16 protein-coding genes are annotated in these 17,239 nt (G+C 69.7%); 9 read left to right on the forward strand and 7 right to left on the reverse strand.

Annotated elements, in window-relative coordinates; translation table 11 throughout:
• Positions 1–49 precede the first annotated feature (49 nt).
• Both ACFYRX_RS00975 and ACFYRX_RS00980 read left to right on the forward strand, forming a co-directional pair.
• Complete coding sequence (locus ACFYRX_RS00975) at positions 50–640, forward strand: N-acetylmuramoyl-L-alanine amidase (RefSeq protein WP_389095413.1); 591 nt, start codon at positions 50–52, stop codon at positions 638–640.
• Between the two features lie 22 nt (positions 641–662).
• A complete protein-coding gene (locus ACFYRX_RS00980; protein WP_389095415.1) occupies positions 663–1,556 on the forward strand; it encodes a 1-aminocyclopropane-1-carboxylate deaminase/D-cysteine desulfhydrase in 894 nt (297 codons plus the stop codon).
• 18 nt (positions 1,557–1,574) lie between these two features.
• Here the strand turns inward: ACFYRX_RS00980 and ACFYRX_RS00985 are convergent, their stop codons facing one another.
• Positions 1,575–3,173, reverse strand: coding sequence for a Na+/H+ antiporter (locus tag ACFYRX_RS00985; RefSeq protein WP_389095416.1), 1,599 nt, complete (start codon positions 3,171–3,173; stop codon positions 1,575–1,577).
• A gap of 86 nt (positions 3,174–3,259) precedes the next feature.
• Here ACFYRX_RS00985 and ACFYRX_RS00990 point away from each other — a divergent pair, with 86 nt between their 5' ends.
• The 3 genes from ACFYRX_RS00990 to ACFYRX_RS01000 all read left to right on the forward strand — a co-directional run bounded on the left by ACFYRX_RS00990 (position 3,260) and on the right by ACFYRX_RS01000 (position 5,351).
• Positions 3,260–3,520 (forward strand): UBP-type zinc finger domain-containing protein, encoded by a 261-nt coding sequence (locus tag ACFYRX_RS00990; RefSeq protein ID WP_389095418.1) that lies wholly within the window; start codon positions 3,260–3,262, stop codon positions 3,518–3,520.
• Positions 3,521–3,780: 260 nt separating this feature from the next.
• Positions 3,781–4,194, forward strand: a complete 414-nt coding sequence (locus tag ACFYRX_RS00995) for an anti-sigma regulatory factor (RefSeq protein WP_019058277.1) — start codon at positions 3,781–3,783, stop codon at positions 4,192–4,194.
• Positions 4,195–4,211: 17 nt separating this feature from the next.
• Complete coding sequence (locus ACFYRX_RS01000; RefSeq protein WP_389095420.1) at positions 4,212–5,351, forward strand: RNA polymerase sigma factor SigF; 1,140 nt, start codon at positions 4,212–4,214, stop codon at positions 5,349–5,351.
• Between the two features lie 208 nt (positions 5,352–5,559).
• Here ACFYRX_RS01000 and ACFYRX_RS01005 read toward each other — a convergent pair whose 3' ends face one another.
• Complete coding sequence (locus tag ACFYRX_RS01005; RefSeq protein ID WP_389095421.1) at positions 5,560–6,009, reverse strand: hypothetical protein; 450 nt, start codon at positions 6,007–6,009, stop codon at positions 5,560–5,562.
• 169 nt (positions 6,010–6,178) lie between these two features.
• Here ACFYRX_RS01005 and ACFYRX_RS01010 point away from each other — a divergent pair, with 169 nt between their 5' ends.
• Both ACFYRX_RS01010 and ACFYRX_RS01015 read left to right on the forward strand, forming a co-directional pair.
• Positions 6,179–7,147, forward strand: coding sequence for a diacylglycerol/lipid kinase family protein (locus tag ACFYRX_RS01010; RefSeq protein WP_389095423.1), 969 nt, complete (start codon positions 6,179–6,181; stop codon positions 7,145–7,147).
• Between the two features lie 321 nt (positions 7,148–7,468).
• On the forward strand, positions 7,469–7,726 hold the full coding sequence (locus ACFYRX_RS01015) for a WhiB family transcriptional regulator (protein WP_006142322.1): 258 nt from the start codon (positions 7,469–7,471) through the stop codon (positions 7,724–7,726).
• Between the two features lie 184 nt (positions 7,727–7,910).
• Here the strand turns inward: ACFYRX_RS01015 and ACFYRX_RS01020 are convergent, their stop codons facing one another.
• On the reverse strand, positions 7,911–9,377 hold the full coding sequence (locus tag ACFYRX_RS01020; RefSeq protein ID WP_389096869.1) for a sensor histidine kinase: 1,467 nt from the start codon (positions 9,375–9,377) through the stop codon (positions 7,911–7,913).
• A 605-nt stretch (positions 9,378–9,982) separates the two neighbouring features.
• Here ACFYRX_RS01020 and nagB point away from each other — a divergent pair.
• Positions 9,983–10,768 carry a glucosamine-6-phosphate deaminase gene (gene nagB, locus ACFYRX_RS01025; protein WP_389095425.1) on the forward strand — a complete coding sequence of 262 codons (786 nt, stop codon included), beginning with the start codon at positions 9,983–9,985 and terminating at the stop codon, positions 10,766–10,768.
• A 121-nt stretch (positions 10,769–10,889) separates the two neighbouring features.
• On the opposite strand, the gene ACFYRX_RS01030 is transcribed toward nagB, so the two are convergent.
• The 4 genes from ACFYRX_RS01030 to ACFYRX_RS01045 form a co-directional block, all read right to left on the reverse strand.
• Positions 10,890–12,392, reverse strand: coding sequence for a glycoside hydrolase family 3 protein (locus ACFYRX_RS01030; protein WP_389095427.1), 1,503 nt, complete (start codon positions 12,390–12,392; stop codon positions 10,890–10,892).
• A 9-nt stretch (positions 12,393–12,401) separates the two neighbouring features.
• On the reverse strand, positions 12,402–13,244 hold the full coding sequence (locus ACFYRX_RS01035; protein WP_389095429.1) for a carbohydrate ABC transporter permease: 843 nt from the start codon (positions 13,242–13,244) through the stop codon (positions 12,402–12,404).
• Positions 13,241–14,218 carry a carbohydrate ABC transporter permease gene (locus ACFYRX_RS01040; protein WP_389095431.1) on the reverse strand — a complete coding sequence of 326 codons (978 nt, stop codon included), beginning with the start codon at positions 14,216–14,218 and terminating at the stop codon, positions 13,241–13,243. The genes ACFYRX_RS01035 and ACFYRX_RS01040 overlap by 4 nt, the downstream gene beginning before the upstream one ends.
• A 546-nt stretch (positions 14,219–14,764) precedes the next feature.
• Positions 14,765–16,048 carry an extracellular solute-binding protein gene (locus ACFYRX_RS01045; RefSeq protein ID WP_389095433.1) on the reverse strand — a complete coding sequence of 428 codons (1,284 nt, stop codon included), beginning with the start codon at positions 16,046–16,048 and terminating at the stop codon, positions 14,765–14,767.
• Positions 16,049–16,355: 307 nt separating this feature from the next.
• Between ACFYRX_RS01045 and ACFYRX_RS01050 the strand changes: the two genes are divergently transcribed.
• A complete protein-coding gene (locus tag ACFYRX_RS01050; protein ID WP_389095434.1) occupies positions 16,356–17,120 on the forward strand; it encodes a GntR family transcriptional regulator in 765 nt (254 codons plus the stop codon).
• Positions 17,121–17,239 lie beyond the last annotated feature (119 nt).

Consider the following 17,239-nt stretch of genomic DNA (forward strand, 5'->3'; position numbering starts at 1 on the left):
ACGAGCCGACCGCGCCCGGCGGCCGGCGCGCAGTGCGAAGGAGACGGTCATGGCCTCACCCATGTCCGCGGCCAGATTCCTGGCCGTCCTGCGGGCGGAGGGCGCCACCGTCGTCGAGGTCGGCGACTGGGAGCACCACAACCGCAATCATGTCGGGGCCTGGGGGCCCGTGAACGGCGTGATGATCCACCACACGGTGACCAAGGGCAGTGCGGCGACGGTGGAGCTGTGCCGCAAGGGCTACAGCGGCCTGCCCGGTCCCCTGTGCCACGGGGTCATCACCAAGGACGGCACCGTCCACCTCGTCGGCTACGGCCGCGCCAACCACGCCGGTCTCGGCGACGACGACGTGCTGCGTGCCGTGATCGCGGAGAGTGCGCTCCCTCCGGACAACGAGGCGAACACCGACGGCAACTCCCGCTTCTACGGCTTCGAGTGCGAGAACCTGGGCGACGGCGAGGACCCCTGGCCCGCGGCACAGCTGGCGGCGATCGAGAAGGTCTCCGCGGCGGTGTGCCGCCACCACGGCTGGACGGAACGGTCGGTCATCGGCCACCTGGAGTGGCAGCCGGGAAAGATCGACCCGCGCGGCTTCACGATGGCCTGGCTGCGGGGGCGTATCAGGGCGCGCCTGACATGACCCCGCAGGTCACAATGGGAACGTGACCGGTCCCGACACCCTGCGCCCCCACCTGCCGTCCCCCCTGCAGGAGCTGTCGGACCCCCGCTTCGCCCGCCACGGCCTGCGTCTTCTCCTCAAGCGCGACGACCTGATCCACCCCGACCTCGTCGGCAACAAGTGGCGCAAACTCGCCCCGAACCTCACCGTCGCGGCCGGTCGCGGTCTCGTCACCTTCGGCGGGGCCTACTCCAACCACCTGCGTGCCACGGCCGCCGCCGGACGCCTCCTGGGCCTGCCCACGGTCGGGGTGGTCCGGGGCCAGGAACTGGCCGACCGTCCACTGAACCCCTCGCTGGCCCGGTGCACGGCCGACGGCATGCGACTGCACTTCGTCGACAGATCGACGTACCGCGGCAAGGCCGAGCCGGACATCCTCGCGCGCGTGCTGCGCGCTGCGGACGCCGAGGACATGCACGTCGTCCCGGAGGGCGGCAGCAACGCGCCGGCCGTACGGGGGTGCCGCGCGCTGGGCGAGGAGCTGGCCGGGCGGGCCGACGTCGTGGCGATCGCCTGCGGTACCGGCGGGACCCTCGCGGGCCTGGCGGCCGGACTGGCCCCGCACCAGCGCTGCCTGGGCTTTCCCGTCCTCAAGGGCGGCTTCCTGACGGCCGACATCCAGTCCTTGCAACAGCGCGCCTTCGGCGGTCCGCGCGGCGACTGGACGCTCGATGACCGCTTCCACTTCGGCGGTTACGCCCGCACCACCCCCGAACTCGACGCCTTCGCCGAGGACTTCGAGAACCGCCACGGCCTGCCCGTCGAACGTCTCTATGTCGCCAAGTTGCTGTACGGACTCGTCGCGCTCGCCGAGGAGGGGGTCTTCGCTCGCGGGAAGACACTCGCGGCGGTCGTCACGGGCCGCCCCTTCCCCTGAGGGCGGCCGAGCGCTGTCTCACTGCTCCGCCTCCCGGTAGGCCGCCGCCTCCTCCAGGTCCAGTCTGCGCAGCAGAGTCCGCAGCATCTCGTCGTCGATGTGCCGTCCGTCCCGCAGCCTCACGAAGACCGCGCGTTCGGCGCCGATCATCTCCCCGGACAGCCGGCGGTAGGTGTCGTCGACCGTCTCACCCGTCAGCGGGTTGACCTGGCCGAGGCGCTCCCAGACGGCGTTGCGGCGGCGCTCCAGGACCGTGCGCAGGCGGTCGGCGAGAGGCGGCGGAAGGGCGTTGCGCTCGTCGGAGAGGAGTTCGTCCAGGTGGCGTTCGGCGGCCCGGGAGGCCTGCGCCTGGGCGTTGGCCTCGGCGAGGGTCTCGGTCTGGGCGTCGCGGCCGGGGAGCTTCAGCATGCGGATCAGCGGGGGCAGGGTGACGCCCTGGACGACGAGGGTGCCGATGACGGTCGTGAAGGTGAGGAACAGGATGAGGTTGCGGCCCGGGAAGGGCTCGCCGCCGTCCAGGTGCTCGGGGATCGAGAAGGCGATCGCCAGCGAGACCACGCCCCGCATCCCGGCCCAGGCGACGACGAACGGCCCCTTCCAGGTGGGGTTTTCCTCCCGCCCTCGGATCCGGGAGGACAGCATGCGCGGCAGGAACGTCGCCGGATAGACCCAGACGAACCTCGTCGCGACGACCAGGAGGAAGACGACGACCGCGTACCAGGCGGCGCGGCCGCCCTCGTACTCTCCGAGGCCCCTGAGCACGACGGGCAGTTGCAGTCCGATGAGGGCGAAGACCGACGACTCCAGGACGAAGGCGACCATTTTCCAGACGGCGTCCTCCTGGAGGCGCGTCGCGAAGTCGACCTCCCACGCGCGGTGTCCGAGGAAGAGTGCCACCACGACCACCGCGAGCACTCCGGACGCGTGGAACTGCTCGGCCGCCGCGTAGGCGACGAACGGGATCAGCAGGGAGAGCGTGTTCTGGAGCAGCGGTTCCTTGAGGTGTGTGCGCAGCCAGTGGATCGGCACCATCAGCGCCAGGCCGACCACGACACCGCCGACCGCGGCGAGCAGGAACTCGCCGATGCCGCCCGCCCAGGTGGCGCCCTCACCGACCGCGGCCGCGAGCGCGACCCGGTACGCGGTGATCGCGGTCGCGTCGTTCACCAGGGACTCGCCCTGGAGGATGGTGGTGAGCTGGGAGGGCAGCCCCACCCGGCGGGCCACCGCGGTGGCCGCGACCGCGTCCGGCGGCGCCACCACCGCGCCCAGCACGAGCGCCCCGGTCAGCGAGAGGCCCGGCACGATCCGGTAGGCCGCCCAGCCGACGACGAGGGTCGCGAAGAGCACGTACCCCACCGACAGCAGCGCCACGGGCCGCATCTGCGCCCGCAGGTCGAGATAGGAGCTGTCGGTGGCCGCGGAGTGCAGCAGCGGCGGCAGGATGATGGGCAGCACCACGTCGGGGTCGAGCGTGTACTCCGGGACCCCGGGCAGGTACGAGATCACGAGCCCGGCCGCGACCAGCAGCAGCGGCGCCGGCACCGGGGTCCGCCGGGCGGCCGCGGCGATCACCGCGCTCCCGGCCACCAGCAACAGCAGTGGCATCACGTCCATGACCCTCGCCCGCCCTCGTCCATCGTCCTGTGCCCGCCCTCGATTTTGCGCGCGGCCATCCGCGTGACCGTCGTAACCTGGCAATCATGAAACAGTGCCTGCATGCCGACGCGCTGCCGCACCCGGAACCCGAGCCTCTCAACGAGACGTGTCCGGAGTGTCTGAGGGACGGCACCCACCCGGTGCAGCTGCGCCTGTGCCTCTCCTGCGGTCACGTCGGCTGCTGCGACTCCTCGCCGGGACAGCACGCGACGAAGCACCACAAGGACACCGGCCATCCGATCATGCGCACTCACGAACCGGGGGAGAACTGGCGTTGGTGCTTCGTGGACCACGTCCTTGTGTGACCCTGGACCCCCGGGTTCCAGGACGGTTCGACCGTCTGACGTCTGGGTACGTCAACCCGGCGCGCGTTCTTCCCAATTGGAGCCGCAAACCCCTAGACACGGAGCGTGTCCACAGTTTTACTGTGAGTGACGGCAAGGGGTTGGGGTCCCGGGGGACAGGAAAGTCGAGAGCGCGGTAGCGTCACCGCTGAACCACACATCGCGTTACTCCGGGGGGCGACCCTCGGCCCCGAAAAGCTTGTACCACCTTGGAGGTGAGGGTGTCCCAGATCGCAGGCGAGCCCGCGACCCAGGACTTCGTGGAAGTCCGGCTGCCGGCTGCGGGTGCCTACCTGTCGGTGCTGCGGACGGCCACGGCCGGCCTCGCGGCCCGTTTGGACTTCACCCTCGACGAGATCGAGGATCTGCGCATCGCGGTCGACGAGGCCTGCGCGATCCTGCTTCAGCAGGCCGTGCCCGGCTCGGTGCTCAGCTGTGTCTTCCGACTCGTCGACGACTCGCTGGAGGTCACCGTCTCGGCCCCGACCACGGACGGTCACGCGCCCGCGCGGGACACCTTCGCCTGGACCGTCCTCTCGGCTCTGGCGGGCAAGGTCTCCTCGGCCGTGGACGAGGACAAGACCGTTTCGATCAGCCTCTACAAACAGCGCGGCGCGGGACCCGGGCCGGCGTGAGGAACGGGGACGGGCCGGTGCGGGACGAAGAGCGCGGCACACGGGAGCTGCCGGCCGAGGGTGGACACCGCCCTCCCTCCCCTGGCGACGGCCTGGGCGAAGACGGCCTCGGCGGTTCCCGGCGCATGGCGGACGGCATCGACGGCATCCCCGAGCAGGCCCGGCCGCACCCGGAGGAGGGCGTCGGCGACACGACGGCGGCCGGCTTCCTGGACGACGGGGAGCGGGATCGGAAAGGTGCCGTGCAGGGTGCGCCTCCGGCAGGGCGGACCGGGGTCTCCCCGGCCCGGACGGAGGCGACGGCTCGTGGAAGGGCGACGGGCGGGACGATGAGCGAGCACGAGCGAAACGCAGAGGACGGCGCGGCGGGCGCGAACAACACGCCGGCCCCGCGGCACGATCCGCACGACCGCAGCGGGGCTCGCGCCCTGTTCGTCGAGCTGCGCACGCTGGACGCCGGCGGCCCGGAGTACGCGGAGCTGCGCAACCGGCTGGTCCGGATGCACCTGCCGCTCGTCGAGCACCTCGCGCGCCGCTTCCGCAACCGCGGTGAGCCGCTGGACGACCTGACCCAGGTCGCCACCATCGGCCTGATCAAGTCGGTCGACCGCTTCGACCCGGAGCGCGGCGTCGAGTTCTCGACCTACGCGACGCCCACGGTGGTCGGCGAGATCAAGCGCCACTTCCGCGACAAGGGCTGGGCGGTGCGCGTACCGCGCAGGCTCCAGGAGCTGCGTCTCTCGCTCACCACGGCGACGGCGGAGCTCTCGCAACTGCACGGCCGCTCCCCCACGGTCCATGAACTGGCCGAGAAGCTGGGCATCTCGGAGGAGGAGGTCCTGGAGGGCCTGGAGTCGGCCAACGCGTACTCCACGCTGTCCCTGGACGTCCCCGACACGGACGACGAGTCCCCGGCGGTGGCGGACACCCTCGGCGCGGAGGACGAGGCGCTGGAGGGCGTCGAGTACCGGGAGTCCCTGAAGCCCCTTCTGGAGGACCTCCCGCCCCGCGAGAAGCGAATCCTCCTGCTGCGCTTCTTCGGCAACATGACCCAGTCGCAGATCGCGCAGGAGGTCGGCATCTCCCAGATGCATGTCTCGCGCCTGCTGGCCCGCACACTCGCCCAGCTGCGGGAGAAGCTCCTCGTGGAGGAGTAGGCGTCCGATCCGATGCGAGCGGCGGGCCGAAGGCCCGCGACCAGCTCGAAGGACAGGCCGGAAGCGGCGCTCACCACTTCCGGCCCACGGGTTCACACCTGGCGCCCGGGCCTTTCCGCCACGGCCACCGGGTCCCCGGCGATACGGCCGCACCAACCGGTCGGCCGGCCATTCACCCCTGATGCCGCCGCGCTGTCGGTCGGTACGGCTACTGCTTGCCGTCCTGTGCGCGGCCCGGTCCCCTGATGCCGAGGGCCTCGGTCGTCGCCGGGTTGATCAGCAGGACCAGCGCGGCCACGGCGACGATCGCGAGGGCGATGCCCGCCGGGATCGCCACACTGTCGGCCTGGAGCAGGTTGTAGGCCACGGGCAGGGCCATGATCTGGGTGATGACGGCCGGGCCCCTGCTCCAGCTCCGCCGGGCGAGCAGCCCGCGTGCGGCGAGCAGCGGCAGCAGCGCGAGGACGATCAGGGTGATGCCCCCGGTGACGGCCGACTGCCGGTCGTCCGGGTCGCCGGCCAGGCCCTCCACGAGGATCCAGGCCCCTCCCACAACGAGCGCGAGCCCTTCCAGCGCGGCCAGGGCGGCGGCGTACGTCAGGCGCCGCGGGCGCGGACCGGGGCTTTCGGGGACGGCGGGGATCTGCTCGCTGCTCACCCCTGAAGAGTAGCCCTGGGCCCCCACGCCCCCGAGGTGAGGAGCGGGCAACGCACGCCACCGCTCCGAGGTTGACTCACGCCCCCGTGGCAAGGTTCACGCTCCGCAGTCTTACGTGATCCCTACCTCGGCCTGTGCCCGGTACCACCCAGTAGGTACGCTGCAACCCATGCGTGCACTTCTCGTGGTCAATCCGGCGGCAACCACCACAAGCGCACGTACGCGCGATGTCCTGATCCACGCGCTCGCGAGCGAGATGAAGCTGGAAGCGGTCACCACCGAGTACCGCGGCCACGCGCGCGACCTGGGTCGGCAGGCGGCGGAGAGCAAGGACATCGACCTGGTCGTGGCCCTGGGCGGCGACGGCACGGTCAACGAGGTCGTCAACGGCCTCCTGCACGCCGGCCCCGACCCCGAGCGCCTTCCCGGCCTCGCCGTCGTCCCCGGCGGTTCCACCAATGTCTTCGCCCGCGCTCTCGGCCTGCCCAACGACGCCGTGGAGTCCACCGGCGCCCTCCTGGACGCTCTGCGCCAGGGCAGCGAGCGTACGGTCGGCCTGGGTCTGACCACGGGCACACCCGGCACCGAGGACGAGGCCGTGCCGGGACGCTGGTTCACCTTCAACGCGGGTCTCGGATTCGACGCCGGCGTCGTGGGGCGGGTGGAGCAGCAGCGCGAGCGCGGCAGGAAATCCACACACGCCCTCTACGTTCGCCAGGCCCTGCGCCAGTTCTTCGGCGAGGCCCACCGCCGCCACGGCACGATCACTCTGGAACGTCCGGATGCGGAGCCGGTGACCGATCTGGTCCTTTCCATAGTCTCGAACACCTCTCCGTGGACCTTCCTGGGCAATCACCCGATGTACGCGTCGCCTAAGGCTTCGTTCGATAAAGGCCTCGACGTACTCGGTCTCAGCCGTATGACGGCGCCCGCAATCACCCGGTATGGCACGCAATTGCTCACTTCCTCCCCCGAACGCGGCCCTCACGGCAAGCACGCTGTATCACTGCATGACCTGGACCAGTTCACCTTGCATTCGAAGGTGCCTCTGCCCCTCCAGATGGACGGCGACCACCTCGGACTGCGTACGAGCGTGACGTTCACAGGCGTACGCCGTGCACTGCGTGTGATTGTGTGAGCAGAAGAGGCTAAAGTCCTTTCACTCGAACGTTTAGGCCAGGGTCCACCCCATGGAAGTACGGCTGTGACCTAGTCGACACCGAGGAATCAAAAAAAACTTTCCGGAAGGGGTTGTATCCGCCGCTGAGGTTTGCGAGTCTCTACGTGGCGGTCGGGACAGCCCGCAACACCAGCGTCCACAGACCACCGGAACCCCTCTTCAATCCACAGGACCACACCGGGTGCAACTCGGTGGACGGCCCTTCACTTGTTGAGGGATTCGTGAAAGCGTTCACATTCACAAGCAACTTGCACGTAATACCAAGGAGAGGTAGCAGCCATGGACTGGCGTCACAACGCCGTTTGCCGCGAGGAAGACCCCGAGCTCTTCTTCCCCATCGGCAACACCGGTCCTGCGCTGCTGCAGATCGAGGAAGCCAAGGCCGTCTGCCGTCGCTGTCCCGTAATGGACCAGTGTCTGCAGTGGGCGCTCGAGTCCGGCCAGGACTCCGGCGTCTGGGGTGGTCTCAGCGAGGACGAGCGTCGCGCCATGAAGCGCCGTGCCGCCCGCAACCGGGCCCGTCAGGCTTCTGCCTGACACCCGCCCCTAAAACAGCCTGAGCTTGGCGGCGCGTACACCGCGTACGCTTCTCCCGCCCCCGAGCCGCAGCGCGCAGTACCCCCCGATGCGCAGCACACGCTGGCAACGAGCATGTGAGCCCCGGACCCCTGAACGGTCCGGGGCTTTTTGCTGCTCCCTGATCCCGCCTGCCAGGTACGCCCTACTTGTTGGCCCGCACCGGCACGTCGAGGATCACCCGGGTTCCGCCCTCCGGCGCCGGGACCATGTCGAACGTGCCGCCCAACTCGCCCTCCACCAGGGTCCGTACGATCTGCAGGCCGAGGTTGCCCGCGGTGTGCGGGTCGAAGCCCTCGGGCAGGCCGACCCCGTCGTCCTGGACGGTGACGAGGAGACGGGCGTCCTTGCCGGTGCCGCCGCGGACCGCGGAGACCTCGACCGTGCCCGTCTCACCCTCACGGAAACCGTGTTCCAGGGCGTTCTGGAGGATCTCGGTCAGGACCATCGACAGCGGGGTGGCGACCTCGGCGTCCAGGATGCCGAAACGGCCGCTGCGCCGGCCGGCGACCTTGCCCGGCGAGATCTCCGCGACCATCGCGAGGACCCGGTCGGCGATCTCGTCGAACTCCACGCGCTCGTCCAGGTTCTGGGAGAGCGTCTCGTGCACGATCGCGATCGAGCCGACGCGGCGGACCGCTTCTTCGAGCGCCTCGCGGCCGCGGTCGGACTCGATGCGGCGGGCCTGCAGCCTGAGCAGGGCCGCCACCGTCTGGAGGTTGTTCTTCACCCGGTGGTGGATCTCCCGGATGGTCGCGTCCTTGGTCATCAACTCGCGCTCGCGGCGGCGCAGTTCCGTCACGTCCCGCAGCAGGACCAGCGAACCGATGCGGGTGCCCTTGGGCTTGAGCGGGATCGCCCGGAACTGGATGACCCCGTCATGGGCCTCGATCTCGAACTCACGGGGCGCCCAGCCGCTGGCGACCTTGGCGAGCGCCTCGTCCACCGGGCCCCGGGTCGGGGCGAGTTCGGCGGTGGTCCTGCCGAGGTGCTGTCCGACGAGGTCGGAGGCGAGGCCCATGCGGTGGTAGGCGGACAGCGCGTTCGGGGAGGCGTACTGGACGATGCCGTCCCCGTCGAGGCGGATCAGACCGTCGCCGACGCGCGGGGCCGCGTCCATGTCCATCTGCTGGTTGGGGAACGGGAACGAGCCGGCCGCGATCATCTGTGCCAGGTCCGAGGCGCTCTGCAGATAGGTCAGTTCGAGACGGCTCGGGGTGCGCACGGTGAGCAGGTTGGTGTTGCGCGCGATCACACCGAGGACGCGCCCTTCACGTCGTACCGGGATCGACTCGACGCGGACCGGAACCTCCTCGCGCCACTCGGGATCGCCCTCGCGCACGATCCGGCCCTCGTCGAGCGCCGCGTCCAGCAGGGGACGGCGGCCGCGCGGGACGAGGTGGCCGACCATGTCGTCCTGGTAGGAGGTCGGGCCGGTGTTGGGCCGCATCTGGGCGACGGAGACATAGCGGGTGCCGTCGCGGGTGGGAACCCACAGGACCAGGTCGGCGAAGGAGAGGTCGGAGAGCAGCTGCCACTCCGAGACCAGCAGATGGAGCCACTCGAGGTCGGAGTCGTCGAGAGCGGTGTGCTGGCGGACCAGTTCGTTCATGGAGGGCACGGATGTGAGCGTACCTGGCGGTATGTGAGCGGCCTAAATACGCCGTGTCCCGAAGACACCCGCGGGCCGCGGCGCCTGGGAAGGACCCTCAGCCTTCCCGGCACCGCAGCCCGGAGCAACATCGGCCGCGGGGTGTGCGGTCCCGGTCGGCCGAGGATGAGGATCCGGGGCAGTCAGGGCAGAGAGCTCCGGGTCCTCGATCCGTCTTCCTGTGCGGGGAAGACGGAAGTCACGCTTCAATTGTGGACTAGACCACTAGGTGTGTCCATGCGTTGGAGCCTGTTTGTTGTTGGAGCCTTCCCTCGCGGGAGTCACCTGTTCGGACGCCCAAACAACCACACGCAGCCTAACGCGTGGTGGTTCATGTGCGGGGCCGGATTTCCCCGGCAATTTCCCCGACGGGAGGTCCGACGCCCTGGGCGGCGATGACGTCTGTCCTCGGTACGGCCCTCGGACGGCTTTCAGACCCTGGGCCGGGGGGGCCCGATTCTGCTAGATTGGTCTAAACCACATGGGCCGTACCGGGTCCGGTCAAGCCCTCCTGGTTGAGACCGTTTCTCCAGATCAGAACGTTTCCTCAGATCGGCAGGCGCAGCGTGGAAGTTGTCATCGTTCCGGACGCCAAGGCGGGCGGCGAGCTCATCGCCAAGGCCATCGCCCAACTGCTCCGGCGCAAGCCCGACGCCCTGCTCGGCGTGGCGACCGGTTCGACCCCGCTGCCCGTCTACGAAGCGCTGGCGGCGAAGGCGCGGTCCGGTGCCGTGGAGGTGCGGCGGGCGCGGATAGCCCAGCTCGACGAGTACGTGGGGCTGCCGGCCGAGCATCCGGAGTCCTACCGGTCGGTGCTGCGGCGCGAGGTGCTGGAGCCGCTGGGGATACCGATGGCCGCGTTCATGGGGCCGGACGGGACGGCGCAGGACATCCCCGGCGCCTGTGAGGCGTACGACGCGGCGCTGGCGTCGGCCGGGGGTGTGGATCTGCAGTTGCTGGGAATCGGGACCGACGGGCACATCGGGTTCAACGAGCCGTGTTCCTCGCTGGCCTCGCGGACGCGGATCAAGACGCTGACGGAGCAGACCCGGGTGGACAACGCGCGGTTCTTCGACGGGGACATCGAGCAGGTGCCGCATCACGTGATCACGCAGGGTATCGGCACGATCCTGGAGGCCCGGCACCTGGTGCTGCTCGCCACGGGCGAGGGGAAGGCGGATGCGGTGGCGGCGACGGTCGAGGGGCCGGTCGCCGCGGTGTGTCCTGCGTCGGCGTTGCAGTTGCATCCGCATGCGACGGTTGTGGTGGATGAGGGCGCCGCGTCCAAGCTGAAGCTGGCGGACTACTTCCGGCACACGTTCGTCAACAAGCCTGACTGGCAGGGGATTTAGGGCGGGTCCTGCTGCGTGCCGGGTGCGTGCTGTCCGTGGCTGGTCGCGCAGTTCCCCGCGCCCCTGGCGAAGACAGGTGCCGGTCCCTCGAAAGGAACCGGCACCTGTTCTGTCGTGAGGCCTACTCCCCGGCGATGACCTCCGCGGCCGCTCTGCCGCAGACCCGGGCGGCGCCGTGGGTCGCGATGTGCAGAGCTCCTCGGGCGGGGGCCTGAGGGAGACCCATTTCGATCACGACGGTGTCGGGGCGGGTCCGGAGGACGGTGTCCAGGGCCGTCCCCATCCAGGGGTGACGGTGTTCGTCGCGGACCACGGCCACGATGCGGCGGGGGCCGGCCGCGGCCAGGGTGGCGAGGCCCGCGTCCTCGCCCGCGAAGCTGCCCGTTTCCGTGCCGGGGAGCAGCCGGGCGAGTTCGGCGGCGACGCCCCAGGGTGTTTCGTCGCCGACGGCCATGTTGGCCATCGGGGTGAAGGCCGCGACGTAGGGCGCCGTGGTGAGGGGGGTGAAGCCGTCGGCGCCGGTGATGCGCAAAGCCCTGCGGGCCGCGCGCAGTCCCACCTCCTCGTCGGCCGGCAGCTGTGTGTCGGCCGCGCCGGCCGCCGTCCAATGGGCCAGCGTACGGACGCGTTCCGCCGCTTCCGCCAGGCGCTCCTCGGGGAGCTCGCCCGAGCGGACCGCCGAGACCAGGGCGTCCCGCAGGCGCCGTACCGTCTCGTCGTCGGCGAGGCCGCCGCCCACGCAGATCGCGTCGGCGCCGGCGGCGACGGCCAGGACACTGCCGCGTTCGATGCCGTAGGTCCCGGCGATGGCCTGCATCTCCATGCCGTCGGTGACGATGAGGCCGGTGTAGCCGAGCTCGCCGCGGAGCAGGTCGGCCAGGACGCCGTGGGACAGCGTCGCCGGGCGGTCCGGGTCCAGGGCCGGGACCAGGATGTGGGCGGTCATCACGGCGCGGGTGCCGGCGGCGATGGCCGCGCGGAACGGGGAGAGTTCGCGCGCCCCGAGAAGGGACGCGTCCACGTCGATGCGCGGGAGCGCGTGGTGGGAGTCGACCGCGGTGTCGCCGTGGCCCGGGAAGTGCTTGGTGCAGGCCGCCACGCCCGCCGACTGGAGGCCGGTGACATAGGCGGCGGTGTGGCGGGCTACCAGTTCGGTGGAGGCACCGAAGGAGCGGACGCCGATGACCGGGTTGGACGGGTTGGAGTTCACGTCGGCCGAGGGGGCCCAGTTGAGGTTGACCCCGCAGGCCGCGAGACGGCGGCCCAGCTCGGCGGCGACCTGCCTCGTCAGTTCCACGTCGTCCACCGCGCCCAGGGCGTGGTTGCCGGGGAAGGACGAGCCGGTGTGCACCTCGAGGCGGGTGACGTCGCCGCCCTCCTCGTCGATCGCGACCAGGACGTCGTCGCGTTCGGCGCGCAACTGTGCCGTCAGGACGGCCAGTTGTTCCGGTGAGGCGATGTTGCGGCCGAACAGGCCGACCGAGGCGAGCCCTTCACCGAGGCGCCGCAGCAGCCAGTCGGGGGCGGTGGTGCCGGTGAAGCCGGGCTGGAGGACGGTGAGGGCGTCCCGCGTGAGTACATCTTTTGAATTGGACCCAGTGGTGCCGCTGGCGAATGTCGTCATCGGAGGGCGTTATCCCTTCACGGCGCCCGCGGTGAGGCCCGCGGCCATCTTGCGCTGGACGAGGAGGAAGAGGACCACGATCGGCACGGCCATCATGGTGGAACCGGCCATCATCGGGGCGTATTCCGTGCCGTGTTTGGTGGTGAAGTTGCCGAGCCACACGGTCGCGGTCTGGTGCTCCTGGCTGAGCAGCATGAGGGCGTAGAGGTACTCGTTCCAGGCCAGGATGAAGCCGTAGACCGAGGTGGCGACCATGCCGGGGGCGAGCAGCGGGAAGACCACGCGGATGAAGGCGCCGGTGCGGGAGCAGCCGTCCACCATGGCCGCCTCCTCCAGTTCCTTCGGGATGTTGACGATGAAGCCGCGCAGCGTCCACACCGTGAAGGGCAGGATGAAGGTCAGGTACGTGATGATCAGGCCCGACAGCTTGTCGTACTGGTCGAGGTCGTTGAGCAGCAGGAAGACCGGGATGATCATCGCGACCAGGGGGACCATCTGGACCGCCAGGATGGCCACGATCACGACTTTGCGGCCGCGGAAGTCGAAGCGGGAGATGGCGAGCGCGGCCAGGGTGCCGACCACCATGCCGATCGCCACGACCGACAGGGACACGATGAGGCTGCGGCCGACCGGGCCCCAGAAGTCGGCGATGTCCAGCGCGCGCCGGAAGTTGTCGAGCGTGAGGCCGGTCGGCAGCAGGCTCGGGTCCGGGTCGATGGCGTCCTTGGCGGGCTTGAACGCCGTGTTCACCATCCAGTAGACGGGGAAGCCGGCGGCGAGGAAGACGAGGAGACCGAGGAGGTTCCAGCCGAGCTTCGACCTGCGGGGCGTCCCGGGAGCGAGGGTGCTCATTCGACCTCTCCGATCTTCAGCATCTGGCGCATGTAGACGGCGACCACGCCGAGCAGCAGCAGCACGGTGATGAGCGCGATAGCCGAGCCCTGCCCGTAGTCGTTGACCACGAAGGCGCGGTCGTAGGAGTAGGTGGTCAGGAGCTGGAACTCGGCTTCCGGGTGGCCGCCCCGCATGACGAAGACCTGGGGGAAGACGCCCATGTCCCAGATGACCGAGAGGGTCGTGAGCATCACGATGATCGGCTTGAGGATCGGCAGCGTGACGTACCGGAAGACGCCCCAGGCGCCCGCGCCGTCCAGCCGGGCCGCCTCCTCCAGTTCGGCGGGGACCTGGGTGAGACCGGCGCTGAGGGTGATCACGACGAACGGCACGGCTCCCCAGACCACGAGAAGCATGATCACGGCCAGGCCCTGGGGCCCGCTCGCGAACCAGTTGTGGCCGATCATGTCGACCCCGGGCAGCTTGCTCAGCAGCGCGTTGAGGATGCCGTAGTCCGCGTCGAACAGCCACTTGAAGACGGTGGTGGCGACGATGATCGGCATGCCCCAGCTGGCCACCAGCGCGATGTTGACCAGGGTCTTCACCCAGCCGGAGACCCGCTGGAGCAGCAGGGCGATCAGCATGCCGGAGACCATCGTGAAGATCACGCAGCCGGCCGCGAAGACGATGGTCCGGACGACGACCGCCCAGAACTCGCCGTCGTTCAGAACGCCGGTGAAGTTGTCGAAGCCGGTCCACTCGGCCGGCTGGAAGCCCCACAGCTGGGTCTGGCCGAACTTCTGGAAGGACAGGGTGACCAGACGGACCAGCGGATAGCCCATGACCAGGGCGAGGACGAGCAGGCAGGGGGCGAGCAGCAGCCACGGAGTGCCGCTGAAGACGCGCTTTCTGCTCGGCGGCGCCGGCCGGGGCGGCGGTACCGACAACGGCGGCGGCGCCTTGGCGGGGGTGGTCGTGTCTGCGGCACTCATCGCGCGCTCCTCAGCGGTCCTTCTGGTCGTACGGAAGCGAAGCCCGCACCGGTCGTGCGGAGTCGGGGCCCGCGTGGGCCGAACGGGGCCGGGGCCCGCATGGGTGAGACGGGGTCAGGACCCGCACCGGCCGTACGGGGGTCGGACCCGCGTGGCCGTACGGGGATCGGACCCGCGTGGCCGTACGGGGGTCGGACCCGTACAGGTGGGCCGGGGCCCGGAGCCCGCACTGGCCGTGCGGGGTGGAGGCCCGCACGGGTCATGCGGAGTCGAAGCCCGCACTCGGCGCACGGGGCCGAAGCTCGTGCGGGTGGTCCGGGGGTCGAACCCCGCACGGGGCGGGGCGGGAAGCAGGGCCCCGCACGGGTGACCGCGCAGGTCCGGACCCGCACCACCGGCGCGGGGTCGGACCCGTACCACCGGCGCGGGGTCGGACCCGTACCGCCGAAGCGAGAGTCGGACCCGGACCACCGGCACCGGGATCGGATCCGCACCGGCTGTACGGGAAGCAGGGCCCCGTCGGTCTCAACGGGGCCCTGCCGTGGGTCACTTGGTGTTGATGACCTTGTCGATCGCCGCGTCGGCCTCCTTGGCCGCCGCCTCCACCGACTTCTTGCCCGTGCCGATGTTCTGGAGCATGGTCTGCAGGATCTGCGCCTTCTCCACCTGGCCCCAGCCGGGTGCCATCGGGACGAACCAGTTGGACTCGGCCGCGGTGGCCGGGACCGCGGTCGCCGGGTCGTTCTTCAGGGTGGCGAGGTCGGTCTTGTTGTTGGGCAGGTTGCCCTTGGCGATCAGGCCCTTCTGGCCGGCGGGACCGGTGAAGGCGTTGATCCACTCGGCGGCGACGGCCTGCGCCTTGGACTTGACCGGGACGGCGAGGTCCGAACCGCCCAGGAAGACGGGCATGTTCTTGCCGGACGGGCCGGGCATCACGAAGTTCTCGACGTGGCCGGCGAGCTTGCCGGTCTTGTCGTTCTCCTTCGTCGCGGCGGTCGCGCCCTCCCACGCGGGGGCGAAGATCATGCCGGACTTGCCCTGGCCGTAGACGATGTAACGGTCGGACTCGTCCTTGGTCTTGTCACCGTGCATGTACTTGTCGATGACGTTCTTGAACTCGGTCAGGCCCTTGACGGACTCGGGCGAGGAGAGGCTGCCCTTCCACTGGCCGCCCGACTCGGTGGCGATGGCGCCGCCGGCGTCGTAGACGAAGGACATGGCCGCGTACCAGTCGCGGGTGGGCTGGTACCAGGCGGAGAACTTGTCGCCCTCCTTCTTCTGGACCTTGTCGAGGGCGGCGGTGAGCTCGGCGTACGTCTTCGGCGTGGACTTGACGCCGGCCGAGGCGAAGAGGTCCCCCCGCCAGTTGGCGACGCGGCCACCGGCGTAGTAGGGCACGCCGTAGGTCTTGCCGTCGTAGGTCACCGAGGCCTTGAGGCCGTCCAGCCAGGCGTCCGAGTTGGTGAACTTGGAGGCGTCGAGGGGGGCGAAGGCGCCCTTGACCATGTAGCCGAGCATCTCGGTGTTGCCCATCTCGACCACGTCGGGGGCCTTGTCGGTGGCGAGGACCGCGTCGAGCTTGGTGTTCTTGTCCGGCCATCCGTAGTACTCGTGCTTGATCTTGATGCCGGGGTGCTTCTTCACGACTGCGGCGTCCGCGGCCTTCACCAGCGCGGGCCAGTTGTTCTGGGCGTCGACGGTGAGCCAGACGGTCAGCTCCTTGGCGTCCGCACCGCTGTTGTCCGAACTTCCGCTGTCGCCGCCGCCACACGCAGCGACCGAGACCATCATGCCCGCGACACCGATCGCGAATATCAGCTTGCGCTTCACGCCACCCTCCTCAGGGATGCCCCACACCTCCCGCCCATGGGCCGGGACCTGGACCAATGGTGTAGACCAGTAGGGGGAGCTTGGACCAGACCAGGAAGCCTGTCAAGAGGGTCCGAAACGGCTCTGACCAGCCGTTATGCGACCTACATATGCAGGAACCTTTAAGTAAGAAGCCAGCGAAAACAGCACGGCCGGAGTACTCTCGTCCACTAGACCACTCACCTTTATGGACTAGACCAAAAGAGGTGGCGACGGTATACAGAAGGGATCACGATGTGACCCGCATCCGGAGCCGGGAAGGCAGACCATGAGCAGCGACGTCAGCAGGGCGGAGACCGAGGGCGGGGCGGGCGTCCGCATCGCGCGCGTGCCCAAGTACTACCGCCTGAAGAAGCACCTGCTCGACATGACGGAGACCCAGTCGCCCGGCACACCGGTACCGCCCGAGCGCACGCTCGCCGCCGAGTTCGACACCTCCCGCACCACCGTGCGCCAGGCGCTCCAGGAACTGGTGGTCGAGGGACGCCTGGAGCGCATCCAGGGCAAGGGCACGTTCGTCGCCAAGCCGAAGGTCTCGCAGGCGCTGCAACTCACCTCCTACACGGAGGACATGCGCGCCCAGGGTCTCGAACCCACCTCGCAGCTCCTGGACATCGGCTACATCACCGCCGACGACCGTCTCGCCGAGCTCCTCGACATCACCGCAGGCGGCCGGGTGCTGCGCATCGAGCGGCTGCGTATGGCCAACGCCGAGCCGATGGCCATCGAGACGACCCACCTCTCCGCCAAACGCTTCCCGGCCCTGCGCAGGTCGCTCGTCAAGTACACGTCCCTCTACACGGCGCTCGCCGAGGTCTACGACGTCCATCTCGCCGAGGCCGAGGAGACCATCGAGACCTCGCTGGCCACCCCGCGCGAGGCAGGTCTTCTCGGCACCGACGTGGGCCTGCCGATGCTGATGCTGTCCCGGCACTCGTTCGACAAGAAGGGCGAGCCGGTGGAGTGGGTGCGGTCGGTGTACCGGGGGGACCGGTACAAGTTCGTGGCGCGACTGAAGCGACCGCTGGACTGACCGTCCGCGCCGCCCGCCCTTGTTTTCGGGGTGTTTCACAGAATCGACATACCGATACGCGGACGAGGTCTTTCGCTATCGCGACGCCCTCGCCTAGATTGCCTGCGCGTTGCACAGGT

The sequence above is a fragment of the Streptomyces sp. NPDC005374 genome, assembly GCF_042872225.1.
Classification (GTDB): Bacteria; Actinomycetota; Actinomycetes; order Streptomycetales; family Streptomycetaceae; genus Streptomyces.